Below are 23900 nucleotides of genomic sequence, written 5' to 3'. Positions count from 1 at the left end.
GTGCGGCAAGCGATAGTTGGCGGTTTACGTCAAAAAATAGTTGAACGGCATAGATTCTCCATTACGGTCGCGGCGGTGGGGGCTATGCAGCCCTCTGTCGGGTCATTCGTCCAGCTGGCGTCATGGCTGGAGGCTCAGCCTACTCAAGTACGTCAGAGACGGCGGCGTCAGTCGGGCGAGAACCGTCCCTTGGTTCTGCTGTTCCGGACGGACCGGTCAGTTATTCGATTTTAAGGACAGTGCAGGAAGCAGCATGAAGCTTACGATTGTTATTCCCTGCTACAATGAATTGAAGACGATCGACGCGATCATTGAAGCCGTTCGCAATTCGCCCTATCCCGACAAGGAGATCATCGTCGTCGATGATTGCTCGAAGGACGGCACGCGCGAGAAGCTGAAGACGGAAATCGAGGGATCCGGCCGGGTCGAAAAGGTCATCTACCACGATTACAACCAGGGTAAGGGCGCCGCTCTGCGCACCGGCTTCAAGCATGCGACCGGCGACATCGTGATCGTCCAGGACGCCGATCTTGAATATGATCCGAACGAGTACAGTCGGATGGTCGAGCCGATATTGGCGGACAAGGCTGACGTGGTGTTCGGATCGCGCTTTGCCGGCGCCGACGCCCATCGTGTCTTGTATTTCTGGCATCGGGTCGGCAACAGCTTCCTGACCCTGCTCTCCAATATGTTCACGAATCTTGACCTGACGGACATGGAAACCTGCTACAAGGCATTCCGTCGAGAGATCATCCAGTCGATAACCATCGAAGAGAGCCGTTTCGGCTTTGAGCCAGAAATAACCGCCAAAATTTCGAAGCGCAAAGGCATCCGGATATTCGAAGTTGGCATCTCCTATTATGGCAGAACTTACGATGAGGGCAAAAAGATCGGCTGGAAGGATGGCTTTCGTGCGCTTTACTGTATTGTGAAATATAACACATTGTCATGAAAATCATAATCTACTTCTTCGTTGGCGGTGCGGCGGCTGCGGTCGATATCGGCTTGTTCTATCTCGGCGTAAGCGTGCTTCATTGGAACTATCTGATTGTCGGCACCTGTTCGTTTGCGCTTGCGACTTTGGTAAATTACGTCATTAGCGTGCGTGTGGTTTTCCAAAGCGGCGTTCGATTTTCCAAGCATCATGAGCTTGCTCTGATCTTCGTCGTCAGTGGCGCCGGTCTTTTGCTCAATCAGGCCATTCTGTATTTTTGCATTTCGCAACGAATTACGGGCCTACTCGTGGCTAAACTTGCCGCGACAGGGGGCGTTTTCCTGTGGAACTACTTCATGAGAAGCCGCATTGTCTTTGCCGAAGAACATGATCTACGCGCCTGACGACAGAAGCGAGGCGCGCGTTTCGGCCGTTGCCGGCAGATTTGTGGGCGCTTGGCTGGGGATCGTCCTCACCGGTATCATCGGCTTGGTGCTGGTCGTGGCGCCGCACGTCGTCAACGGCCAGATTCCGGGTGACTTAGGCGACGCTCGCTTCAACAGCTATGTTCTGGAGCATGGCTATCGCTGGCTCACGGGACAAACGGCGAGCTTTTGGAATGCGGCTTCCTATTACCCGTTCCCGCTGACCATCGCCTTCAGCGACAATCACCTGGGCAACGACCTTGTCTATTCGGTCCTGCGCCTCATCGGGTGTGATCGGGAGGATGCGTATCGCGGCTGGTACGAGCTAGGTTATGTGGCCAACTTTGCTGCCTGCGCGTATACGCTGCGCAAGCTCGAACACGGCTGGCTCGCGGCCGCCTCGGGGGCTTTCCTCTTCGCCTTCGGGCTTCCGATAACCGCCCAGAGCAGCCACGCTCAGCTCATCTACCGGTTCGGTGTGCCCCTTGCGATGCTGTCGTTGATCCAGTTCGGGCAACGTCCTCGTCTTTCGTCGCTTGTGGCACTCGGGTTCTGGACCGTTTGGCAGTTCTACTGCTCCATCTATATCGGATATTTCCTCTGCCTTCTGCTCGGCGCATTTGCGCTGGGCCAAGCGCTTGTAGGATCGACCTTTGGCCGTGGCACATTGCGTCATTGGCCCTTGCGGCTCGCCGGCGCTTGGCGGGGCGCTTCGGGTGGCGGGCGTGCTGGCTTTCTGATCGCGGGCGGCGTTTTCGCCGCCCTGTTGGTCGGGTTGTTCATGCCCTATCGTGAGGTCACTCGGCTCTACGGGTTTCATCGCACATGGGCCGAGATCGCAACCATGTTGCCGCGGTTGGCCAGCTATCTGCTGGCGGACCTTTCCGGTTTATGGAAATTCCCTTGGTCCGGTTTCGATGCTCTGCCGATGCGCCATGAGCATCAGATGTTCTTTGGCGTAGCGCCGTTGCTGGCACTTGCGATCGCTCTCGTGCTCGGGAAGCGCAATCGAGCCCCGCTCGGTCCTCTGTTCGCCTCTGCTCTTCTGGCGATCTGCTTCCTGTGCCTGCTGACGTTGTGGGTGCATGGCCATTCGGTCTACCGCTTCGTCGCGACGCTGCCGGGCGTGAATTCCATTCGTGCCGTGACGCGGATCTGCGTCGTTCTGCTGTTCCCGATCTCGATGCTGCTGGCCCGTTCGCTGGACGCGATATCGGGGGCACGGATCGCCAAGCCGGTTCGGTATGCTTGTCAGCTCTTGGTCGTTGTATTGCTGGTCGTCGAAAGCAGCGACATCGACCAGCAAAATTCGACAAAGAGCGAATGGCAGGAGCGGCTCCGGGCTGCCGCTGCTCAGCTGCCCACTAATCTGCCGGCATCGCCGATCCTGATTCTGGCACCGGGGCGAAACGAGCCGGCGTACTTGCGTGAACTCGACGGGATCATTCTCGCCCAGGACCGCGGCTGGCCGACACTGAATGGATACTCCGGCAACACACCGCCTGGCCATGTCTTGACTGGCGGGTGCGGGGATGCGGCAGCCGATATCTCAACCGCTCTCGACTTTCTCGGCCGCACTGGAGACAACGAGTTCGAGCGGCTGGCAAAGCGCGTTGTGATGGTCGGATATGATGGGTGCGACCCGTCATTGTTCGCACATCGACTGCATCGAGCCAGTTTTGCAGGGCCGCTGCCGGCCGGCCTCATGGGTAAGACCGAGGTCGCGATTGAAGGTCTGCGCGTTGAGAATGGCACCCTCTTTGCGACCGTGATGATTCGCAATCACGGCACTTCGACGATACCGGCCATGTCGAGCACCGGAACGCCAGTGCGGCTTTCAGCGCGATATTTTCCTGCCGATCATTTGACGCCGGAAGAGCTGCGAGCCCCAGGATGGGATCTTCGGCAAGATCTGGCCGGCGATGTGCCCGCGGATGGCAGCTTACGTATCGATGTTCCCATGGCTCCGCCCCAAAAGGGCGGCCCCAATGTCGTCGCCGTATCTCTTGTTCAAGACGGCGTTGGTTGGTTCCACGATCGCGGAATGCCGATCGCGACCAGCGCACAGCAGATCACGATGTCCGCGGACGGGTTGCACCTTGTGAACTAGACGTGTGACGTCAACCGTTGCTGGAGCGGAATGGCCCCGGCGGCTTGTGCCGCCGGGGCTTTTCGTCCGTCAGAACGGCAACCCTTTGACTGCCGCGACCGCCTACATCACGCCGCCCACCTCGGTCAGGCTCTTGAGGCGTCCGATCGGCGGATAGCCCGGATGGGTCTTGCGCCCGACGTCGGTCAGGAGCTCGTGGCCGTGGTTGGGGCGGAACGGGAAGCGCTTGCATTCGGCCGCTCGTCCCTGTATCTCGACCGAACTGTCCGCCCGCCGCTGTCCCCATCGTCTAGAGGCCTAGGACACCGCCCTTTCACGGCGGTAACAGGGGTTCGAATCCCCTTGGGGACGCCAGCGAATTCTAGCGATTAGCTCATGGCCGCGGCAGTCGGCCTGCCGCGCCCGAGGGCGTCGGCGGAAAGGCTCCCCGATCAGGCGAGGCCCGCTCACTGCGGCGCAGGCGGCGCACGAAAGCTCATCGTGCCAAATGAATACAATTTTCCATAAATCTTCTGTGATAATTCTTGAAGCACAGTAGCAAAACGCTACTTTTCGACCATGAAGAAATTTGCCGTCATAGCCGCACTCGTTGCGCTCCAGATCGCCGACGTGCTGAGCACGAATGCGGCCCTCGCCGCGCCCGGAATTGTCGAGGCGAACCCGGTCATGGCCTGGTGCCAGGGGGCGCTCGGCGCGCTCTGGTGGCTGCCGAAGGTCGCCGTGGTGGCGTTCGTCGCCTATGCGGTGCTGCGGCTCGAGCGGCTCCATGCCCGGTGGCTCACGGCCGGGATGATCGGGCTCTATTGCGCCGTCGTGGCCAGCAATGTGCTGAACGCCTTCTGACGCCGGACGAACTCAGGTTCACCGATGGGCCTTGGCGGTAATGCCGTGGCGCGTGCAGTACTCCCTGATCCAGGGGCTGCGGCGCCGGTGTCCGTTCGCCCACAGGGCTGCTGCATAGGCCTCCGCTGAATGACCATGCTTGTTGCTCTTGCGGGAGACGAGACCGGCACGCTCGGCCTGAGCGTATGCCCGGCAGACCGCGGCCTCGTCGTATCCCAGCATCGTCAGTAGCCCGCGCATCATGTCGCGCTGACTGTGGTGCATGATCGTGGTGTCCTTCGAGACTGCGCGTTGAGTTAATCCGCGAGCCGCGAAGGGATCTCAGGATCTTTCTCTGAGATGCGCGATGGCTGCTCTCAGGCCGAAAGGGCAGGGCCCGGCGGATTGCGCCGCCGGGCCTTTTCGTCCATCAGACCGGCAGACCCTTGATTGCGGCGACCGCGGTCATCACGCCGCGCACCTCGGCCAGGCCCTTGAGGCGGCCGACCAGCGGGTAGCCCGGATGGGTCTTGCGCCCGACGTCGGTCAGGAGCTCGTGGCCGTGGTCCGGGCGGAACGGGATGCGCCAGCGCGCGTCGTTCCGGTCCTTGCGGCGCTTCTGCTCCTCGAGGATCTCGGTCACGACCGCGACCATGTCGACGTCGCCGCCCAGGTGGTTCGATTCCATGAACGAGCCGTCCGGCTCCTTCGCCACGTTGCGCAGATGCACGAAATGGATGCGCGAGGCGAAGCGGCGCGCGATCTTCGGCAGGTCGTTGGCCGGCCCCGCGCCGAGCGAGCCGGTGCAGAGCGTGAGCCCGTTCGCGACCGAATCGACGGCGCCGACGATGAAGGCCAGGTCTTCCTCGTTCGACACGACGCGCGGCAGGCCGAAGATCGGGCGCGGCGGATCGTCCGGATGGACGCCCAGACGCACGCCGACCTCTTCCGCGGTCGGGATCACTTCCCTGAGGAAACTCGCGAAGTTCTGGCGCAGGTCGTCGGCGGTGATGTCGCGATAGGTGTCGATCACCCGCTTCAAGCCCGGCACGTCATAGCGCTCGTAGGCGCCGGGCAGGCCGGACATGATGCAGGCCAGGAGCTTGTCCTTGTCGCTCTCGGACGCCGCATCGAACCAGGCCTTGGCCCGCTTCAGCACTTCGGGTGAATGCTCGGCCTCGGCACCCTGGCGCTCGAGCATGTAGACGTCGAACGCGGCATATTCGTGCGCGTTGAAGCGCAGTGCCGAGCCGCCGGTCGCCAGCGGGTAATAGAGCTGCGTGCGCGTCCAGTCCAGGATCGGCATGAAGTTGTAGCAGACCGTGTCGATGCCGCAGGCCGCGAGGTTGCGCAGCGTCTGGCGATAGTTCTCGTAGAGCGGCTGCAGGTCGCCGCCGCCGAGCTTGATCGGTTCCGCGACCGGCACGCTCTCGACCACCGCCCAGCGGAGGCCGGCAGCCTCGATCATCGCCTTGCGCTTCTCGATCTCCTCGACGCTCCACACCACGCCGTACGGAATGTGGTGCAGCGCCGTCACGATGCCCGTGGCACCGGTCTGGCGGATCTCGGGGAGTGTGATCGCGTCCTCCGGACCGAACCACCGCCATGTCTGTTCCAAGCCAACCTCCTCTGATGAGCCCTTCGCCGGCGTGTCGTTCACCGGTGGGCGGAAAAACCTCTTGCGGGCCGGGGCAGCGCCCCATCGCTCTTGGTCCCGTCATGTTTGTCCGGACGATCGAGACGCAACACGGCAACGGTCTTGAAGATCTCGCTCAGATGATCGCGCATCGCCTGCTCGGCCGCATCGGCGTCGCCCGACGCCACCGCCTCGACGATGGTCCGATGCTGCTGGATCAGGTGCGACATATGGCCGGCGATCGGCAGGCTGAGGTGCCGGACCCGGTCCATGTGCACCTTGCTGCGATGGATGATCCGCCAGACATCGGGCCAGCCGGCGACCGCGCAGAAGGTCGCGTGCATCTCGTCGTCGAGCCCGTGGAACAGCGCCGTGTCCTCGTCGACTGCCGCCAGTTCCTGGCGCTGCAGCAAGGATTTGAGCTGCGCGATGCCGCGCTTGTCGGCCTGGGACGTGACCCGCCGGATGATGCCGCATTCGAGCCGTTCGCGCACGAACTGCGCCTCTTCCAGCTGGTCGAGGTCAATGGCGGCGACGAAGCTGCCGGACTGCGGATAGATCACCACCAGCCCATCCTGGACGAGGCGCAGCAGCGCCTCGCGCAGCGGCGTGCGGCCGATCGTGAGGCGCAGGGTCAACTCGGGCTCCGAGAGGCGCGAGCCCGGCGGCATCTCGCCGCTGACGATCATCGCCCGGAGGGTGTCATAGGCCTGGTCGGCAAGGGTCGCACGGGAGCGGAGCGGGACGGGCATGGCGACATACTAATATATTAGTCGCCGAAGGGAAGCCTGCACGAAAGCGCACGTGTCATTCCCGCACCGCACGCCGGTATCGGCATGAAGAGGCGCCCCGGACACGAGCCCGGGACGCCCGCAAGGTGCTGCGCGCGACGATCAGGCCCCTTGCAGCGCCTGCATTTGCGTTTCGAGCTCGTCGAGGGTCAGCCCGCCGGGTGTCGTGCCTTTGACGGCGACCCAGTTCGGGTCGGCGATGGCATAGACCTCGTCGACATACTGGGCGAAGAACGCCCAGGTCATCGTGAAATATTCGCCCCAGGAAATGACGCGGGCGCCGCTCGCGTCATAGCCGGCGAGCACGACCGCATGGCCGCCGATGATGTTGGTATCGGTATCTTGCACGTCCCACGTGCGGGGCGGCGTCGCCGGCGGCTGTGGCATGATGAACTGCGGCACGTTGAAGCCGATATAGGCGACGCCGCAATCGTTGATCGTGCGCTTGACGTCGTCGGTGTTGCGGGGGTCGACCTCGACGAAGGCGGCGATCTTGTGCTTCTGCTGGCCGTTCGGGCCGAACGGCGCGCCGCGGCGCAGGAGGTAGGTCAACACATGCTGCTCGTTGCCGCCCGGTCCCTCGCCCGGGACGCGCGGGTTGTAGCCGCAGGCGAGGACGTAGAGCTTCTCGACATCCACGTCCGGCTGCGTCTGCATCGCCGACAGCGTGTTGGCGGTCCAGACCTGCTGCGCGTGGTAATAGGCAGCACAGGTGCAATCGCCCAACCGATCGTTGAGCATCATGCCGAGGTTGTCGGGCATGTGCTCGGCCCAGTCGACGCTGGGCGGCGGCGGCGGCAGCGACTGCCCCGCCAGCAAGGCGCTCATGTGGGGGATCCGCGGATTGTAGGTCCGGTGCAGACGTCCGAGCTGATACGACATGGCCTATCCTCTGCAAAAGGCTGCAGAGCCGATCCGCTGATCGGGAAGAAGCAGCAGATGGGCCGCCGCGCGCGCAACATGGTCGAAAGGGGCGAAGCGCGTGGCTTGTGCGAACGCGCTCTCACCTAGGATGTTCACGGCATCCTATACGAGAGAATAGAGGAAATTTTATTTCTTTGCGTGTGACAACGGACACAGGTACCGCACAAATCCAGGTGGATGATCATCCCGTCGCTGGTCCTTGGCGATGGCCGTGCTTAGACTGGTGGTTGAGGTTCTGCGGTTGCTTCTCCTGGCGATCGCGGCGCCTGCCAAGAGCGACGAAAAGCCGGCCAAGGCTTTCAGCCGATATTTTCACTAATCATGGGTTCGGGTTCGATGGCCTCGGCGAAATCGACGCAGAATGCCGCTTCGTATTTGGCATTCGTGCTGATCATTCTTGGGTTCGTGGCGCTGCTGGTGATCGCCGGCCTGTTCATCCGCCGCTCGTTCCCGGCCGGGCCTGCGGCACCGTCCAGCGCACCGCCGAAGCCGGCGGCGGCGATTGCCGGGCGCTATACGGGCTATACGACGCTGCAGACCGGCATCTGCAGCCTGGGCGTCCACGAGTTCGTCCTCGTGGTCGACGAGAACGGCAACGCCAAGTCCGATTACGCCATGAAGGAGGGCAAGTTCCTGACCGGCACGGTGGCGCCGAACGGCAAGGTCAAGCTCGCCTTCCGCGAGAACGGGGCGTCTATCCTGTTCGACGGCCAGGTCCAAGACGGACACATTACAGGCACCTCGTCGGCGAGCAGCGATCGGACCTGTACGATCCATTGGGACCTGACGCGCAACTGATCTGGCGCGGAGGCCTGAGGGCTGCGGCCGATGCCGCTCATGCGCTGAAGCGGAGCCTGCCCTGGATCCTCTCGCGCAGCTGTTCGGCCACTGCGCGTCGGACGGCGCCTTCCTTGCGGAACTCGTTGCGGTCCCGCTTCGTCTCGCGGTCGCCGACGATCGCGGTGATCCAGGCCTCGAGCTCGGCGAATTCCTTGGCGATGCCGGTGTCGAGAGTGCGGATGCGCATCTCGACGCCGTAGAGCCTGAGCGTCGAAAGACCGGGAAAGGCGGCGGGACCGGTGACGAGGAACTGCGGCTCGCTTTCCTCGCCGGCACTCGGCAGGCATTGGATCAGCGCCTGCAGCTTGCTGAGCGCGTCGAGCGCGATGTCGATCTGGTCCTTGCGCTCCCGCTCGTCCCGGGCCTTCCGGCGGGCTGTCTCCTTGGCGGTGGCGGCGGCCAGCGTGCGCTCGGCCGCTGCGGCCGTCGCCCGCGCGGTGATCCGTGCCGCGCGCAGCGTCGCCTTCGCGCTCTGCCGCGTCGAGTGCTGCACCGCCTCGAGCACGATGCCGGCAGCGGCGAGGGCAAGCAAGCTCGCGACGAGCGGCTGCCAGACCATGAGATAGTGATAGGCCTTGAGCAGGATCGGGTGGGCGTACGGCGACCAGGCGCCTTCGAGCGCAAGCGCCGCGGGCGCCAGGACGAGGAAGAGCGCCACGACGATCAGCCGCTTGATCAATGTCCGTATGTTCACTTTGCCGAACCCGAGAAACTGCCGCGAGGGCGACCGGGCTCGCGTGGGAGGTGCCGGCCGCGGTCGCCGTTGACATAACCTAAAGGCGCTGTCGGGAGCGAGGCGAAAAGCAGGGATTGTCGATGCCGGCGCTCAGGAACCGCCCTTCGCGTACCAGCGCGATGCCGGCAGCTGCCAGCCGCGATAGAGCGCCAGCACGCGGAGCGCGAAGCAGACCGCGGCGCCGAGGATGGCCACTGGGGCCTCCGGCAGCGCCAGGCGATCGCCGGCCACGACGATGAGCGCGCCCGCAAGGGCCGCCACCGCATAAATGTCCGCGCGCAACACGACCGGCACTTGGGCCAGCAGCACGTCGCGCACGACGCCGCCGCCGATCGCGGTCACCATGCCGACGACGGCGGCGGCGAGCCCGTCTAGGCCGTGATGCAGCGCCTTTTCCGTGCCGGCCACCGCGAAGAGCGCCAGGCCGGCGGCGTCGAACAGGCGGACGGGGTAGGTGAAGCGCGCGACCAGCGGATACCAGCGGAAGGTGAGGAGCCCGGCCGTCGCAGCCAGTACCATGTAGTGCGGGTGCCGTAGCGCGTCGGGCGGCACGGCGCCGATGACGATGTCGCGGGTGATGCCGCCGAACACGGCGGCGACGAAGGCGACGACGAGCACGCCGAACAGATCGAGCCCGCGGCGCACGCCGGCGACGGCGCCGCTCAGCGCGAAGACGAAGGTGCCGATCAGGTCGATCGCCTGCAGCAGCGTCGGCACGTAGAGCATCAGGTGGCACCCGGCCTGGTTTCAGACGCCGTCATGGCTCGCCTCCCGACTTTGCACCGACGCCGTTCGATAGATGGGGGAGCGTAGGCCGGACGACCGGCGCTTGGAAAGCCGTGTCGCCCGAAAAATGCACGGCAAGGGCGAAGGCGGGACCGCCCTTTGGACGGTCTGCCCTCGTGCCCTGCTCTCGGGTGCTTGCGCCGTCGGCGCCGCCTTTAGGCGACGAGATCGCTGATCAGGCTGCTGTCGCTCGACGAGCTGCTCGAGGAATCGCTGCTGGTATCGGCATTGTCGCCCAGTTGCTGGTTCTGGGCGTAGGACTCGACATGGTGGCGATGATGGTGGTGATGCACGCCAGTTGATTGGTTCTGGTCGGTCGAGGCCGATGCGGTCTGGCTGTCGCTGCTCGAGCTCGCCGTCGTGCTGGTCGATGCCGAGGTGGCCGACGCGGTCGTGCTGGTGCTGTTGGATGTGCTGGCGTTCTCGAACGCGGCGAGATCGGTCTGCAGCTGCGCCAGCAGCGACTGCAGCTCGCTCGCCAACTGGTCGACAGGGCTCGTCGACGTGCTGTCGCTGCTCGAGCTGGTCGTCGTGCTCGTCGAGGTGGAGGCACTCGTGCTGCTCGTGCTCGTGTTACTGGCGCTCGTGTTACTGGCGCTCGTGCTGCTCGAATCGCTCGAGGACGTGCCGTCGGCGGTCTGAGCCGGCGGGGGTGGAGGCGACCCGTCCTGGAGCGCCTTCAGCAGCGCTTCGAGTGCGCTTTCGAGCGCCGTCGAGGTCGTGCTCGAGCTGCTGGTGCTGGTGGCACTGCTGGCGCTGGTCGCGTCCGTGCTGGTACTCGTGCTCGCGCTGCCCGTGCCCGAGCTGCTGTCGCTCGACAGCCCGGTCAGGAAGTTGATGTTGAGCAGCTGAAAGAAGGCGGGCGGCGCGGCGTTGGCCGTCGAACCGTTGGTGATCGAGTTGCTGTCGCTGCTGCTGGAACTGGCGCTGCTGGCTGAACTGGCGCTCGTCGTCTCTGCGGCCCTGAGCCGCTGTTGCAGCTCTTGCCACTGCTGGAAGACGTCGGCTTGCGAGATGCTGCTGACGCTCATGAAGGACCCTCCTCAGATCAAGGGGTTAGGACCTTCTGCCAAGAGCAATCCGCCGGCCGCGAGCCAGTTTCCGCCTTCTCAGTCGCTTAATAGAAAAATACGCCGGGCAGGGAGCGCCACCCGGCAGAACTTGCCGGGTCGTTTCTGCCGGGCGGCATCCCTGCTACGGCCTCATCGCGGGATCGGGGCTAGAAGGGCAGGTCGGCGCAGTCGCGCACGAAATGGCCGGGCGCCACCTCGTTCAGCGGGCCGGGTTCCCGGCTGATCTCGCGGATGCGATCGGCGTGCCGGACCAGGCTCGCGTCCTCCGCGGCGAACGACCGGCCGACCTCCGGCACCGCGGCGAGCAGCAGCCGGGTATAGGGATGGTGCGGCGCGTCGATGATCGCGTCGGTCGGGCCCATCTCCACGATGCGGCCGCCGAACAGCACCGCCGTATCCTCGGCCACGTAGCGCGCGGTTGCGATGTCGTGGGTGATGTAGAGCATGGCGACGCCGCGCTCACGCTTCAGCGGCTTCAGCATGTCGAGCACATTCAAGCGGATCGAGACGTCGAGCATCGAGGTCGGCTCGTCGGCGATCAGCACGGCCGGCTCGACCGCCATGGCGCGCGCCAGGTTGACGCGCTGGCGCTGGCCGCCCGACAGCTCGTGCGGATATTTGCCGAGCGTTTCGACCGGATCGAGGCCGACCGCGAGCGCCAGTTCATCCGCGCGGTCTTCGCGCTCGGCGCGGCCGAGCTCCGGCTTGTGGAGCGCGAGCGGGCGCGTCAGGTGATGACGCACGTCGTGCGCCGGGTTGAGCGCCGCGAAGGGGTCCTGGAACACCATCTGCACCTGGCACCGATAGGCCAGCACCTCGCGCCGGTCGCCAGGCCGGGTCACGTCCCGGCCGTCGAACAGGATCTGGCCGTCGGTCGCCGCCACCATGCGCGTCAAGAGCTTGGCGCAGGTGCTCTTGCCCGAGCCGGACTCGCCGACGAGCGCCAGGGCCCGGCCGCGCTCGAGCGTGAAGCTGACGTCGGAGAGCGCCGCCACCTCGCGATGGCCGCGATAGATCATGCCGAGCTTGCGGGTCTCGAGGATCGGTGCGCTCACGGCATCTTCTCCAGGACCCGGCGCGGCGGCATCCGCGGCGGGTGCAGTGGCGGGATCGCCTGCCACAGCTTGCGCGTATAGGGATGCTGCGGCGCGTCGATCATCTGCTCTGGCTCGCCCTGCTCGACGAGCGCGCCGTTCAGCATGATGCCGATCCGGTCGCAGAACTGGCTCATGAGCGCCAGGTCATGGGTGATGAACAGCACCGAGAACCCGAGCTGCCGACGGAGCGCCGACACTTCCTGCAGAAGCTCGCGCTGCACCACCACGTCGAGCGCCGTCGTCGGCTCGTCCATGATGATGAGCTTGGGGCTCAAGGCCAGCGCCATGGCGATGACGAGGCGCTGGCGCATGCCGCCGGAGAAGCGGTGCGGATAGTCCCGGAGCCGGTCGGGCGCGATCCCGACCAGGCGCATGAGCTCGGCGCTGCGCTCGCGGATCTCGGCCTTGTCGCGGATGCCGTGGGCGCGGAACAGGTCGGCGAACTGCGCCTCGACGGTCAAGAGCGGGTTGAGCGCGTTCATGGCACTCTGGAGCACGACGCTCACGTCGCGCCAGCGCCATTGCCGGAGCGCTTCGCCCTCAAGCGCGAGAACATCCGTGCCGTCGAGCAGGATGCTGCCGCCGGTGATGAAGGCGGGCGGGCGATGCAGCCGCGCGATGGCGAAGGCGACCGTGCTCTTGCCGGAGCCCGACTCGCCGGCGAGGCCCAGCACTTCGTTCGCGTCCAGCGTAAATGACGCCCGGTCGACCGCGCGCTTCAAGCCCTTGGGCGTCGCATAGTCGACGCAGAGCTCGCGGACGCTGAGGAGCGGAGGGGGCTTGACCTCGGTCATGGCGATTACCGTCATTCCGCCGGGCCGACCGGCCGGAGCGCCGCCAGGATCCGCTTCGGCACGCGCAAGGTGCGCAGGCGCGGGTTGGCGATCTCGTCGACGGCGAAATTGATGAGCGACAGGCCCGAGCCGAACAGGACGAGCGCCAGGCTGGGTGCTGCGATCTCCCACCAGGCGCCGACCCGGAGCGCCGAGGTCTCCTGAGCATGGTAGAGGTTGGTGCCCCAGCTCAAGGCCAGCGGGTCGCCCAGGCCCAGGAACTCTAGCGTCGCCTCGGTGATAAGCGCGTAGAGCACGCTGCCGATGAAGTTGAAGCCGATGATCGAGGTGAGGTTCGGCAAGAGCTCGACCAGGATGATGCGCCAGGCGGGCTCGCCCAGGAGCTCGGACGCGAGGATGTAGTCGCGCTGGCGCAGGCTCAGGGTTTGGGCGCGCGTGACGCGGGCGCCCCAGCCCCAGGCGGTCAAGCCGATGATGGTCGCGATGGTGAGTGGCCCGGCTTCGCCGACGAAGGCGGCCAGCACCAGCATCAGCGGCAGGTTCGGGATGACCAGCACGACGTTGGTGAGCAAATTGAGCGCCTCGTCGACCCGGCCGCCGAAATAGCCCGAGGTGACCCCGACTGCGACGCCGACCACGGTCACGACCAGGCCGGCGACGAAGCCCACCATGAGCGAGGTGCGCGTGCCGTGGATGGTCTGCGAGAGCACGTCGCGGCCCATGCGGGTCGAGCCCAGCACATGTTCCGCACTCGGCGGCTCGTGCGGCCGGGCCACCCGCTGGTTCGGCCCGGCCGGCGCGACGAACGGGGCGAACAGCGCCACCAGGATAAAGAAGCCGACGACGACGAGGCCGACCAAGGCCTTGCGATTGCTCGTCAGCGCCAGAAGGATCGCGGCGATGATCAGGCCCTCCTCAGGCGGGGGTCGACGAGGATGTAGAGCGTGTCCGCGACGAAATTGGCGCTCAGCATGGCGAGCGTCATGATCAGCAGTTGACCCTGGATCAGCGGATAGTCGCGCGACGTGATGCCTTCATAGAGCGTGTAGCCCAAGCCCGGGTAGTTGAAGACGACTTCGGTCACGAGCGAGCCGCCGAACACGGCGCCCAAGCTCATGGCGAAGCTGGTCAAGGCCGGCAGCAGCGCATTGTAGGCGGCATAGACGAGCCTGAGCCGTCGGTCGGAGAGGCCCTTCGCCTGGCCCAGCGTGATGTAATCCTCGCCCAGCAGATTGATCATGCTGTTGCGCATGGTGACGAGGTAGCCGCCGATCTGGGCCAAGGCCATGGTCGCGACCGGCAGCACCGCGTGGATGAGCACGCTTGAGACCGAGGCCCAGGACCAGGTGAGGTCGAGCATCGGGTCCCAGGCGAAGCCGGTCGGCAGCCACTTCAAGCTGATCGAGAACAGCGAGAGCGCCAAGAGCGAGGTCACGAGCGGCGGCACCGCCTGCAGCATGAGCGCGCCAGGCGCCCCCACGCTGTCGAAGGTGCCGCCGCGCCGCCAGGCGGCCCGCGCGCCGGCGAGCGAGCCGATCGCGAAGGCGGTCAGGGACGAGGTCATTACCAGGAGCAGCGTCCAGGGCAGCGCCCGGAGCAGCACCTGGTTGACCGTGAGCGGATAGAACTTGACCGAGAGCCCGAGGTCCCAGGTGAAGACGCTGCCGAGATAGTGCAGGTACTGCACCGGCAGCGGCGCGTCGAGGAAGCCGAACGTCGCCTTGAGCGCGTCCAGGCTCTCGGGCGGCAGGGCCGTGCCCGCCTGGGCGAACATCGTGTCGATCGGGTTGCCCGGCATGAGACGGGGAATGAGGAAATTGAACGTCGCGGCGAACAGGAAGGCCGCGACATAGAAGCCGAGCCGGCGCAGCAGGAAGACCATCACCGGGCTCCGGCACGGGAAAGGGCGAGGGGCAGCATGGCCGCGCTCAGGGCTTCACCGGCTCGAGGGCCAGCAGATGCAGGAGCCGCTCCGGCGTGCCGTCGAACACGTCCGGCCGGGCGACCGGGTTGTCGCTGTTGAACCAGCCCTTGAAGCGCTTCGTGTCGTACTCGTACCAGATCGGGTTCGAGTAGAGCGGCACGTAGGGCATGTTCGCGGCCAGGATCATCTGCACCTTGTTCATCGCCTGCCGCTGCGCCGCCGGATCGATGGTCGAGATGAAGGCGTCCAGCGCCTGGTCGAGCTCCGGATCGACGAAGCGCGTCGCCGCGAACCGCGTCTTGCCCGAGAAGCGCGAATGGAAGCCCATGTCGAACGAGCGGTAGGGTGTCTCGCCGGTGAGATACCCGTTGATCGCCGTGTCGTAGGAGCCGCTGATGAGCTTCTGCGCCCAGGCCGCGGGCTCGGGCGTCGAGACGCGCGCATTGATGCCGATCTGGTTCAGGCTCTCGGCGACGAGCTCGGTCGTGTTCACCCAGTCGGTCCAGCCGTTCGGCGCCAGGATGGTGAAGCTGATCGGCGTGCCGTCCGGGTTCGAGACGAAGCCGCGCCCGTCCTTGTCGCGGAAGCCACTCTCGGCCAAGAGCGCGCGTGCCGCATCCTTGTCGAACCGGGCATACTGGCCGAATTCCTTCTCGGCCTCCTGGTCGACCCAGTTCTGGTAGGTCCGGCCGATGCCGCTCGCATATTCGTTGACGGTCGGATAGCCGTAGCCGGCGATGTCGACGATCGCGCGCCGGTCGATCGCCATGCTGACCGCGCGCCGGAAGTTGAGGTTGCGGAAGGCTGCGCGGTTGCCGGGGTCGGGGCTGTCGAAGTTGATGTTGAGCGCGACCGTGCCGCCCGGTGGAAACCAATAGCGGAAATGCGCCGGATCGGCCGCGATATAGGTGCGCTCGATGTCGGGCAGGAAAGCGCCGAACCAGTCGATGGCGCCGGCCGCGGCCGCCGTCAGCAGTTGCTCGTTGGTGCCGACCTGCGGGAAGCTCAGGCAATCGACCTTGAGGTCCTGGGCGTCCCAGTAATGCGGGTTGCGGCACTGCTGGTAGATCTGCGAGGTGAAGCGGCGCACCTCGGTCATGGGGCCGGATCCCACCGGGGTGTCGTTGGTGAAGCTCACCGGGTCCGCGACCTTGCTCCAGATATGCTCCGGCACGATCGGCACGCGCACGATCTCGAACGCGATGTTCGTGTTCACCCGCTTGAGCGTGAACACGACGGTATTGGCGTCGGGGGCGTCGACCGCGGAGATGCGGTCCCAGATGTTCTGGGTGTCGAGCGCCTTCTGCCGCTTCAGCATCTCGAAGGTGAAGACGACGTCCTTGGCGCTGAACGGCTGGCCGTCGGACCATTCGACGCCCTCGCGCAGGTGGAACGACAGCTTCAGGAGATTGCCCGAGTAGTTGTAATCGGTCGCGAGGCGATAGCTGGGGGTGCCGTCGTGCATCGAGTTGAAGATGATGAGCGGTTCGTAGACGAAGTCGCGGACGCTGTGCAGCCGGGTCGTCTCGTTGAATGGGTTGAAGTTGCGCACCCAGCCGGTCGACAGGCTGGCGACGATGGTCAGGTTCGATTCGGCGACGGCGGTGGCCGGTAGCAGAGCGACGAGCGCGGTAGCGATGATGCTTCTGAACATCGGGGTCCTTCCCCGGATTTTTGCCCCCTCAAGCGAGGGGTCCGTTCCGGGCCGTCCCGCCTTGAGCCAAGACCCTGTCACGGCTGGCCTCGCGGCGGCTAGGTTGCAAACTCGTTGTTTTCGTCAGGGGAAGACGGATTTCCGTCGCTTTGCCGACAGTCTCTTGCGCGGCCTGCCGGCGGTCACGCGGCAAGCTGCCGCATGATCTCGCCGACGGTCTCGGCGACGTCGAGCGGCGGCAGCGCCGGCGGCGGCACCCGGTTGGCCGCGAGCCGGGCGGTGGCCGCGTCGGTCAGCGGCCGGGCCGCCGCGGCAATGGCCTGCCATTCCTCGACGTCGCCGTGACTCGAGAGCGCAATGTCGATGCCCGAGGCGAGCACGGCGCGGCAGCGCTCGGCGAGCGAGCCGCCCAGCGCCTCCATGTAGATGCAGTCCGAGATCAGCACGCCCTCGAAGCCCAGCCGGCCGCGGATCAACTGCTCGATCACCAGCGGCGAGATCGTCGCCGGTCGCTTGGCGTCGATGTCGGGGAACAGGATATGGGCGACCATCGCCCAGGGCGCCGAGGCCAGCCGGCGGAACGGCACGAAATCGGTGTGGTCGAGCTCGGCGAGCGGGGCCGCGACGGTCGGCAGCTCCTTGTGGCTGTCGACCATGGCGCGGCCGTGGCCGGGGATATGCTTGATGATCGGTGTGACGCCTGCGGCCTTCATGCCCTCGACGAAGGCATCGGCGAGCAGCGCCACCTCTTCCGGATCGCTCGAGAAGGCGCGGTCGCCGATCACCGGGTCGGCGCCGGCGACCGGGACGTCCAGGAGCGGCGCGCAATCGACGGTGATGCCGTGCTGGCTGAGGAGCGTGCCGATCGCCCGGCCGTTGAGCCGTGCGGCGGCGAGGGCGGCGGCCGGGTCGTGAGCGTAGAGCGCGCCGAACCGCGCCGGCGCCGGGAATTGCGGCCAGACCGGCGGATCCATGCGCTGGTGCGTGCCGCCCTCGTGATCGATCAGGATCGGCGCGTCGGCCCGGCCGACCGCCGCGCGGAAATCCTCGGTCAGGCGGCGCAGCTGATCCGGCGTCTCGCAGTTCCGCTTGAACAGGATGAGGCCCAGCGGATTGGCGTCGCGGAAGAAGGCGCGCTGGTCGGCGGTCAGGGTCGGACCGGGCGTGCCGAAGATGACGGCCAACGGAGCTTCTGACATGGGTGCGCTCTCGCTCTGATCGATGTCGTGGCGACGAGACAAGCGGCAAGGACGGGCTTCGATCAAGGGCAGCTTCGCCGATGAACGAAATTGACGGTTTCGTGACGGTGTGTTCGCCGCGTCAAAGGCTTATAGGCTTGGGAGCGGCTCGGGCGGCGGTGGCTTTTGCGTCCGGATGGGGCGGCGAGGGTGCCGGTGGCCCGGAATGGCGCGGACTCTGTGGTGCAAGGCGGGGCGGCGCGGGTTGCGCTCGGGAGAACGGCAGGGGGCGAACCGGTTTCGCCCGAAACTTGACAGGCGCGAGTCGAACGGGCTTGATCGATGTTACGACAAAATCGTCAAAATCAGATCCCGGACGCCGGCGTTTTGGGGGGCGGGCAGTGTTGGGGCTTCACGGAAGGCTGTCCAGGGCGGTAGTTCCGCTACTCCCTGTCATTGCTGTATTTTTGGCAGCCCTGCTGGCGCTGGCGAATATTATTGAGCAGCGGACCCAATTCCAGATCGATATCGCCGAAACTTCGGCAAGCCATGATCTGACCACGATCGTCGACTTCGCGCGCAGCCAGAGTGCCGCCTTCGCCAGCACGAGCTTCATCGGCTACAGCATTGGCCGCTATTACGGATTCGCGCCGGCCTTCGCGCAGATCTCGCCCGATCCGGAGCGTGCGGCCGCACTGCTCCGCTCCTATTACGGCAAGGGCCAGCCGCCGCAGGAGATGCCGCCGTCGCTGCCGGCCTATGCGAGCGTGCACGACCGGTTCCATGCGAGCTTCCAGAGCCTGATCGCCTCCACGCTGTTCGATGATCTCTACCTGATCGATCACTTCGGCCGCGTCGTCTATTCGCTGCAGAAGGATTCGAACTTCGCGGCCGACTTGACCCAGCCGCGCCAGCGCGACCTGCCGCTCGCCGAGGTCTATCGCGAGGTGCTGGCGCGCCTGCAGCAGACCGAGGATCCGTCGACCATCCTCGTCGTCTCGCCGATCAAGCGGATCGAGGACACTTACGGCGTGCTCCTGGCACGCCCGGTCATCCAGCACGGCTCGGTCGAGGGCGTCGTGGCCTTCCGGCTGCCGGCCAAGGCGCTCGCCGAGCGGCTGGCGGCGCTGCAGCACCCCGGCATCCGCATCATGCTGCTCGACGTCAAGGGCACGCCGGTCGACGCGACGCCGGTCGCCGATTCCGTGCGCGAGGCGACCTACGGCCCCGAGATCATGCCGGACACCGGCTGGCATTATCTGGTACTGGCCGACCGCTCGGCGCTCGCCGGCCGGCTGTGGCTCTGGTTCCTGCTGCTTTGCATTGCCAGTGCCGGCGCGATCGGCGGTTCGATCTTCCTCGCCTGGCGTCTTGCCGAGGAGCGGCCGCGCGGCACGGGACGACTGGTGCTGCCGCCGGTTGTCGCGCCGACCATTCCCGAATCGGTGCCGGCCATGATGGCCCAGGCAGAGGCGCTGCCGGGCGAGCCGGAACCGGTGCCCGAACCGACGGTGGAGGCGGATTACGTCGAGGCGGCCGTTCCTGCCGACGCGCTCGGCGACGAGGTCGAGGCGAGCGAGGGCTATCGCCGCGCGCTGGTCGAGGTCATGACGCTCGCCCTCGACTACTGGCAGAGGGTCAAGCACAAGGGCAAGATCGAACTCGCTGAAGAGAGCGGGCTCTGGCGCGTCTATATGGATCGCAGCTCGCTGCAGACGCGCACGCTCGACAAATACCTGCTGGTCGAGACGTTGCCGCGCAACCCGCGCTGGCGCGACGTCGTGCGCACGGCCGAATATGTGCTGCGCAATGCCACGCAACCGGGGCCTGAGCGGGATCAGCTGGTCGAAGCGCTCACCAACCTGAAGCAGCATCTGCGTCAGGTCGAGCGGGTCTGACCTGCATCGACCGATTGCCGGCCGTCCATTTCCCTCAACGCGCAACGGTCCTGAAATTCCTGGGATTTTCCCGGGTAGGTCTGGTCACGCGAATTTCAATAGAGCAACGAATTTTTGTCATTTTCGGCATTCTGCCGGTTTGAGCCTTTCGCCTCGCCACCGTTCGGTTTCGATAGCACGGCGTAGAGGGGAGCCGTCTGCTGAAGCCACTCGGGCCTGCTGAATGCGGGAACAGCAACAGCGGGCAGATCAACGAGGCGGGGGGTTAAGGGTGAAACGCCGGAGCAGCCGGCGCCGACCCGTGCATCCGCCAAAAGCAGGCTCCAAGAACATGTCAGGAGGCGGATCAATGCGGACTGGGACAATGGGGATGGGGACCTCACGAAGGGGAATGGGGCTGCTTCGAGGTTCGGTAAGCGTGATGGCGTTGATGACCGTCGCGGGCCTGGCTCGGGCCCAGGACGCGCCCCCGAACGCGGCGCCAGCCACGCAGACGGCGCAGACTCAGCCCGCGGCCGGCACGGCGGCGACGCCCACGGCGACCACGCCGCAGACGGAGCAGATCGAGGTCACGGGCATCCGCCTGTCGCTGCAGCGCTCGATGGACGTGAAGCGGGCCGCCGACGGTGTCGTCGAGGCGGTGAGCGCCACCGATATCGGCCAGCTGCCCGACAAGAACGTCGCCGACGCGCTGCAGCGCCTGCCGGGCATTACGACGATCCAGTCGGCCGCCGCCGGCTCCGGCGGCTTCGGCGAGAACGACCGCGTCGAGATCCGCGGCACGGCTCCGTCGCTGACCCAGACCTTGATCGACGGCCATGCGGTCTCGACCGGCGACTGGTTCATTCTCGACTCGCTCAGCGCCGCCAGCCGCAGCGTCTCCTATTCGTTGTTCCCCTCGGAAATCGTCGATCACGCGGTCGTCTACAAAAGCTCGCAGGCCGACCTGCCGGAAGGCGGCACCGCCGGTTCCGTCAACATCGTCACCAAGGGTCCGCTCGACTTCGCCAAGCCGATCACGGCGGAGGTTCAGCTGGGCGGCGCCTATTCGGATCTCGCCGATCGCGCCGGCCCACAGTTCAACGGTCTCGTCGCCTGGAAGAACGACGCCAGCACGATCGGCGTCATGCTGCAGGGCTTCCGCGAGCAGCGCTACCTGCGCCGCGACGGCCAGGAAGAGCTCGGCTATGCCCAGATTCCGACCACCGCCACGCTTCCGGGTCCGAACGGAACCACGGTTGCCAACCCGTTCCCGGCGGGGATCCGCGGTGACTACTACCCGCAGGTCATCAACAACGCGCTCTTCGTGCAGGAGCGCCTCCGCCAGGGTGGCGACGCCGCGATCGAGTGGCGGCCGAACACGCACTGGGACTTCAAGCTCGACGGCTTCTATAGCTATCTGAACGCGCCCAACTACAACCAGGGCGATCTGGTCGACCTCAACGACTTCGTCAACCCGACCAATCACCTCTACATCCCGCCGACGGCCTATACGGCCAGCAACGGGATATTGACCTCGGCGACCTTCCCCGGCGACACCGCGCACGGCAACCCGGGCATCAACGACATCTATCGTCCGGGCGCCGGTTCTTCGACCTACTACATCGACGCCAACGGCACCTGGAAGCCGACGCCGAACTGGAACATCCACGTCCAGGGCGGCTATTCGCGCGGCAAGGGGCAGACGGACCAGTTCGCCTATGGCACGACCTCGGGCACCGGCAGCGGCGTCTCCTACGGTCTGAACGGTACCAATCCGCTGTCCTTGGGCTTCCCGGGGGCCGTGGGCCTGAACGATCCGTCGAATTACGGCGCGTTCAAAGGCGACGGCAATCAGGACTGGGTCGGCGACACGTCACTCGCCCAGCTCGATACCGACACGTCCGGCCAGGTCGACGTGGAATATTTCCTCGACGATGGCCTGATCACGTCGATCAAGGGCGGTATCCGCCTGACCGAGCACGAGCGCAACGAGGTCGAAGCCGAGAACTTCGGCTGCTACAGCCCGGCCTGCGGCACGACGCTGGCCGGTATCTCGAACGGATTGTTCCCGAGCAACTTCGGCAGCGGAGCGGGGATTTCGACGCCGTTCCTGCTGTCCGTCGATCCGAACGGGCTGCAGTCGCTGATCAAGGGCTTCGTCGCGTCGACCGGCCAAACCACTGCTGCACGCTACTATTTCCCGGCCGCGTTCAAGATCAAGGAAAACACCAGGGCCGGCTATCTCATGGCCAAGTTCGGCGGCACGAACTTCCAGGGCAATTTCGGCGTCCGCATCGTCTCGACCACGGACGATATCAATAAGTTCGACACGAACCCGGCCGATCCGAGCGTTCACGGGGACACGGCCTCGGCATTCGGCACCTATTATATCAACCACGCGAAGCAGGATTACACGGACATCCTGCCGAGCTTCAGCGTGAAGTACGACGTCAGCCCGACCGTGGTTACGCGGTTCTCGGCCGGCGAGACCATGACCCGGCCGGACTATTACGCCTTGGCCGGCGGCGCCACGCTCAACGATACGCTGTTTAGCGGCTCGCAGGGCAATCCGAACCTGAAGCCGACGCGCTCGACCAACCTCGACCTGTCGGCCGAATGGTACTACGCACCGCAGGCGTCCCTGACGGCCGGCGTGTTCGACATGCAGATGCGCTCGACCTTCGACGCCGGCACCATTCAGGAGCGGGCACTCAACATCAGCCTGACCCAGAACGCGAACAACCCGCTGGGCTTTGCCAACCCGATCTTCAGCACGTATACGGTGACGGCGCCGACCAACAACAGCGGCTCGTCCAAGGGCTTGGAACTCGCCTGGCAGCAGCCGCTCGCCTACGGCTTCGGCTTCGCCTCGAACTACACGTTCGCGCAAAGCTCCCAGGACAATCCGACGCCCGGCATCGGCGGCCGGCAGCTGCTGGGTGCCGCCAAGCACACCGGGAACATCACGGCCTATTACCAGAACGACTTCGGCCTCGACGCGCATCTGGCCTATACCGTGCATTCCCAGATCTACCAGGGCATCGACCGCGCCACGAAGTATTTCCAGGATGACGGCGGCGAGCTCGACGGGCACATCGGCTACGCGATCAACAGCCACTACGCGGTCAGTCTCGACGTGCTGAACATCTCGGACGAGAAAGACAAGTACGTGACCAGCATCAACGGCGTGCAAGTACCGCGCGCGATCTACGACAACGGGCGGACCTTCTACTTCCAGCTGACGGCCAAGTACTGAGGCCAGATCCTTGATGAAGGAAGGGAGATGCCGGGGCGACCCGGCATCTCTTTTCCGCTTTCGGCCGCTCGGGCATAGTCGGCCTGGCAAGGGGGGATGCCGACCGCATGAAGATCAGACCGTTCCTGCACAAAGACTTCCGCATGCGCGTCGACCGGATCGGCGCTGAGCAGGCGCCGGTCGTGGTCATCGACAATTTCCTGCTCGACGCGGACCAGATGGTCGAGCATGCCGCGACCCAGTCGCGCTTCACGCCGGCGACGGCACTCTATCCCGGCATCCAGGCGCCGGTCCCGGCGCCCTATCCGCTGTTTGCTCATTTCTTCACGCGCAGCCTCATTCCCGAGGCGTTCGGGCTCGGCGACCGCGACGTCGTCGATTGCCGCTCTACGTTCTCGATGGTGACCCAGCCGCCGGACAAGGTCGGCGTCCGCCAGCGCATCCCGCATACGGACTTCCTCGACCCGAACCATATCGTGCTGCTGCACTATCTCTACGAGGCACCCGGCGGCGGCACCGCGTTCTACCGCCATCGCGCGACCGGCTACGAGGTGATGAGCGTCGACCAGCGCGAGCGCTACGAGGGGCTGCTGAAGGGCGAGCTGCAACGTTCGCCGCCCACGGGCTATATCGGCGGCTCGACGCCGATCTTCGAGCAGATCGCCTCATACGACGCCGTGTTCAACCGCGCGATCCTCTATCGCAGCACCAGCCTGCACGCGGCCTGCGTCCCGCCGGGCTTCAGCTATTCGTCCGACCCGCGCCGGGGCCGGCTGACGGCGAACACCATGTTCTACTACGGCGACCAGGCGTCCTTCTTCGGCCCGCCGCGCCGGCCGACCCTAGAGACTCCGGCGTAACGTCTAGGCTGAAGGCCTAATCAGCGGCGACCGCATCGGGTGGAGAGCGGTCCGGCTTCTGTGGATGGCTCCCGCGTTGCAAGTGCGATGTGATGATCTGGCGTGTGGTCGGGTGCAGTCTTCTGTCCGGCCTGTTGATGCAGTCGGTAGGGACTGCTGGCCCTGATGGAGTCCGCGAAC

The 23900-nt window shown here is 65.4% G+C and carries 21 protein-coding genes and 1 tRNA gene; 9 read left to right on the top strand and 13 right to left on the bottom strand.

The features are described from left to right. Window positions 1-253 precede the first annotated feature (253 nt). From IEY58_RS18815 to IEY58_RS18790, 5 genes are all read left to right on the top strand, one after another. Window positions 254-952 (top strand): glycosyltransferase family 2 protein, encoded by a 699-nt coding sequence (locus IEY58_RS18815; RefSeq protein ID WP_189048596.1) that lies wholly within the window; start codon window positions 254-256, stop codon window positions 950-952. After that, complete coding sequence (locus tag IEY58_RS18810; RefSeq protein WP_189048594.1) at window positions 949-1338, top strand: GtrA family protein; 390 nt, start codon at window positions 949-951, stop codon at window positions 1336-1338. The genes IEY58_RS18815 and IEY58_RS18810 overlap by 4 nt, the downstream gene beginning before the upstream one ends. After that, a complete protein-coding gene (locus IEY58_RS18805; RefSeq protein ID WP_189048592.1) occupies window positions 1322-3469 on the top strand; it encodes a hypothetical protein in 2148 nt (715 codons plus the stop codon). The genes IEY58_RS18810 and IEY58_RS18805 overlap by 17 nt, the downstream gene beginning before the upstream one ends. 278 nt (window positions 3470-3747) lie before the next feature. Then, a tRNA-Glu gene (locus IEY58_RS18795) sits at window positions 3748-3823 on the top strand. 204 nt (window positions 3824-4027) lie between these two features. Then, complete coding sequence (locus tag IEY58_RS18790; protein WP_189048590.1) at window positions 4028-4312, top strand: DUF5658 family protein; 285 nt, start codon at window positions 4028-4030, stop codon at window positions 4310-4312. An 18-nt stretch (window positions 4313-4330) separates the two neighbouring features. Here the strand turns inward: IEY58_RS18790 and IEY58_RS18785 are convergent, their stop codons facing one another. The 4 genes from IEY58_RS18785 to IEY58_RS18770 all read right to left on the bottom strand — a co-directional run bounded on the left by IEY58_RS18785 (window position 4331) and on the right by IEY58_RS18770 (window position 7600). Further along, window positions 4331-4576: a hypothetical protein gene (locus IEY58_RS18785; protein ID WP_189048588.1), complete on the bottom strand. Its 246-nt coding sequence runs from the start codon at window positions 4574-4576 to the stop codon at window positions 4331-4333. A gap of 145 nt (window positions 4577-4721) precedes the next feature. Beyond that, window positions 4722-5909: a mannonate dehydratase gene (uxuA, locus tag IEY58_RS18780; RefSeq protein ID WP_189048586.1), complete on the bottom strand. Its 1188-nt coding sequence runs from the start codon at window positions 5907-5909 to the stop codon at window positions 4722-4724. Between the two features lie 38 nt (window positions 5910-5947). After that, window positions 5948-6679 (bottom strand): GntR family transcriptional regulator, encoded by a 732-nt coding sequence (locus IEY58_RS18775; RefSeq protein ID WP_189048584.1) that lies wholly within the window; start codon window positions 6677-6679, stop codon window positions 5948-5950. A gap of 141 nt (window positions 6680-6820) precedes the next feature. Next, window positions 6821-7600: a C1 family peptidase gene (locus tag IEY58_RS18770; RefSeq protein WP_189048583.1), complete on the bottom strand. Its 780-nt coding sequence runs from the start codon at window positions 7598-7600 to the stop codon at window positions 6821-6823. Window positions 7601-7978: 378 nt separating this feature from the next. On the opposite strand from IEY58_RS18770, the gene IEY58_RS18765 reads away from it, so the two are divergent. Continuing rightward, the gene (locus IEY58_RS18765; protein WP_189048581.1) at window positions 7979-8440 is read left to right on the top strand and encodes a hypothetical protein; all 462 of its coding nucleotides are present in this window, start codon (window positions 7979-7981) and stop codon (window positions 8438-8440) included. 37 nt (window positions 8441-8477) lie between these two features. Here the strand turns inward: IEY58_RS18765 and IEY58_RS18760 are convergent, their stop codons facing one another. The 9 genes from IEY58_RS18760 to nagZ all read right to left on the bottom strand — a co-directional run bounded on the left by IEY58_RS18760 (window position 8478) and on the right by nagZ (window position 17745). Beyond that, window positions 8478-9161 carry a hypothetical protein gene (locus IEY58_RS18760; protein ID WP_189048579.1) on the bottom strand — a complete coding sequence of 228 codons (684 nt, stop codon included), beginning with the start codon at window positions 9159-9161 and terminating at the stop codon, window positions 8478-8480. 147 nt (window positions 9162-9308) lie between these two features. Continuing rightward, window positions 9309-9944 (bottom strand): trimeric intracellular cation channel family protein, encoded by a 636-nt coding sequence (locus tag IEY58_RS18755; protein WP_189048577.1) that lies wholly within the window; start codon window positions 9942-9944, stop codon window positions 9309-9311. Window positions 9945-10159: 215 nt separating this feature from the next. Next, a complete protein-coding gene (locus IEY58_RS18750; protein ID WP_189048575.1) occupies window positions 10160-11035 on the bottom strand; it encodes a hypothetical protein in 876 nt (291 codons plus the stop codon). Window positions 11036-11223: 188 nt separating this feature from the next. Further along, complete coding sequence (locus tag IEY58_RS18745) at window positions 11224-12132, bottom strand: ABC transporter ATP-binding protein (RefSeq protein ID WP_229743818.1); 909 nt, start codon at window positions 12130-12132, stop codon at window positions 11224-11226. Beyond that, entirely contained in the window at window positions 12129-12968 is an 840-nt protein-coding gene (locus tag IEY58_RS18740; RefSeq protein WP_189048572.1) for an ABC transporter ATP-binding protein, read from the bottom strand. The genes IEY58_RS18745 and IEY58_RS18740 overlap by 4 nt, the downstream gene beginning before the upstream one ends. Window positions 12969-12979: 11 nt before the next feature. Then, window positions 12980-13849, bottom strand: coding sequence for an ABC transporter permease (locus IEY58_RS18735; RefSeq protein ID WP_268237585.1), 870 nt, complete (start codon window positions 13847-13849; stop codon window positions 12980-12982). Between the two features lie 23 nt (window positions 13850-13872). Continuing rightward, window positions 13873-14850, bottom strand: coding sequence for an ABC transporter permease (locus IEY58_RS18730; protein ID WP_189048570.1), 978 nt, complete (start codon window positions 14848-14850; stop codon window positions 13873-13875). Between the two features lie 46 nt (window positions 14851-14896). Next, window positions 14897-16546, bottom strand: a complete 1650-nt coding sequence (locus IEY58_RS18725; RefSeq protein ID WP_189048568.1) for an ABC transporter substrate-binding protein — start codon at window positions 16544-16546, stop codon at window positions 14897-14899. Between the two features lie 182 nt (window positions 16547-16728). After that, entirely contained in the window at window positions 16729-17745 is a 1017-nt protein-coding gene (nagZ, locus tag IEY58_RS18720; protein WP_189048567.1) for a beta-N-acetylhexosaminidase, read from the bottom strand. Between the two features lie 446 nt (window positions 17746-18191). Between nagZ and IEY58_RS34730 the strand changes: the two genes are divergently transcribed. From IEY58_RS34730 to IEY58_RS18705, 3 genes are all read left to right on the top strand, one after another. Beyond that, window positions 18192-19622 (top strand): cache domain-containing protein, encoded by a 1431-nt coding sequence (locus tag IEY58_RS34730; RefSeq protein ID WP_189048565.1) that lies wholly within the window; start codon window positions 18192-18194, stop codon window positions 19620-19622. A gap of 421 nt (window positions 19623-20043) precedes the next feature. Further along, entirely contained in the window at window positions 20044-22860 is a 2817-nt protein-coding gene (locus IEY58_RS18710) for a TonB-dependent receptor (RefSeq protein WP_189048563.1), read from the top strand. Between the two features lie 107 nt (window positions 22861-22967). Further along, the gene (locus IEY58_RS18705; RefSeq protein WP_189048561.1) at window positions 22968-23720 is read left to right on the top strand and encodes a DUF6445 family protein; all 753 of its coding nucleotides are present in this window, start codon (window positions 22968-22970) and stop codon (window positions 23718-23720) included. The last annotated feature ends 180 nt before the right edge of the window (window positions 23721-23900 follow it).

The organism is Aliidongia dinghuensis (genome assembly GCF_014643535.1).
GTDB classification, from domain to species: Bacteria; Pseudomonadota; Alphaproteobacteria; order ATCC43930; family CGMCC-115725; genus Aliidongia; species Aliidongia dinghuensis.
Note: the sequence above shows the minus strand (reverse complement) of the source record. Positions and strands in the feature narration are given on the sequence as shown.

What these genes read in the sequence shown, in the direction of transcription:
- IEY58_RS18815 (WP_189048596.1), top strand. Translation starts at nt 254, where the DNA reads ATGAAGCTTACGATTGTTATTCCCTGCTACAATGAATTGAAGACGATC.
- IEY58_RS18810 (WP_189048594.1), top strand. Translation starts at nt 949, where the DNA reads ATGAAAATCATAATCTACTTCTTCGTTGGCGGTGCGGCGGCTGCGGTC.
- IEY58_RS18805 (WP_189048592.1), top strand. Translation starts at nt 1,322, where the DNA reads ATGATCTACGCGCCTGACGACAGAAGCGAGGCGCGCGTTTCGGCCGTT.
- IEY58_RS18790 (WP_189048590.1), top strand. Translation starts at nt 4,028, where the DNA reads ATGAAGAAATTTGCCGTCATAGCCGCACTCGTTGCGCTCCAGATCGCC.
- IEY58_RS18785 (WP_189048588.1), bottom strand. Translation starts at nt 4,576, where the DNA reads ATGCACCACAGTCAGCGCGACATGATGCGCGGGCTACTGACGATGCTG.
- IEY58_RS18775 (WP_189048584.1), bottom strand. Translation starts at nt 6,679, where the DNA reads ATGCCCGTCCCGCTCCGCTCCCGTGCGACCCTTGCCGACCAGGCCTAT.
- IEY58_RS18770 (WP_189048583.1), bottom strand. Translation starts at nt 7,600, where the DNA reads ATGTCGTATCAGCTCGGACGTCTGCACCGGACCTACAATCCGCGGATC.
- IEY58_RS18765 (WP_189048581.1), top strand. Translation starts at nt 7,979, where the DNA reads ATGGCCTCGGCGAAATCGACGCAGAATGCCGCTTCGTATTTGGCATTC.
- IEY58_RS18755 (WP_189048577.1), bottom strand. Translation starts at nt 9,944, where the DNA reads ATGCTCTACGTGCCGACGCTGCTGCAGGCGATCGACCTGATCGGCACC.
- IEY58_RS18750 (WP_189048575.1), bottom strand. Translation starts at nt 11,035, where the DNA reads ATGAGCGTCAGCAGCATCTCGCAAGCCGACGTCTTCCAGCAGTGGCAA.
- IEY58_RS18740 (WP_189048572.1), bottom strand. Translation starts at nt 12,968, where the DNA reads ATGACCGAGGTCAAGCCCCCTCCGCTCCTCAGCGTCCGCGAGCTCTGC.
- IEY58_RS18730 (WP_189048570.1), bottom strand. Translation starts at nt 14,850, where the DNA reads ATGGTCTTCCTGCTGCGCCGGCTCGGCTTCTATGTCGCGGCCTTCCTG.
- IEY58_RS18725 (WP_189048568.1), bottom strand. Translation starts at nt 16,546, where the DNA reads ATGTTCAGAAGCATCATCGCTACCGCGCTCGTCGCTCTGCTACCGGCC.
- nagZ (WP_189048567.1), bottom strand. Translation starts at nt 17,745, where the DNA reads ATGTCAGAAGCTCCGTTGGCCGTCATCTTCGGCACGCCCGGTCCGACC.
- IEY58_RS18710 (WP_189048563.1), top strand. Translation starts at nt 20,044, where the DNA reads ATGGCGTTGATGACCGTCGCGGGCCTGGCTCGGGCCCAGGACGCGCCC.
- IEY58_RS18705 (WP_189048561.1), top strand. Translation starts at nt 22,968, where the DNA reads ATGAAGATCAGACCGTTCCTGCACAAAGACTTCCGCATGCGCGTCGAC.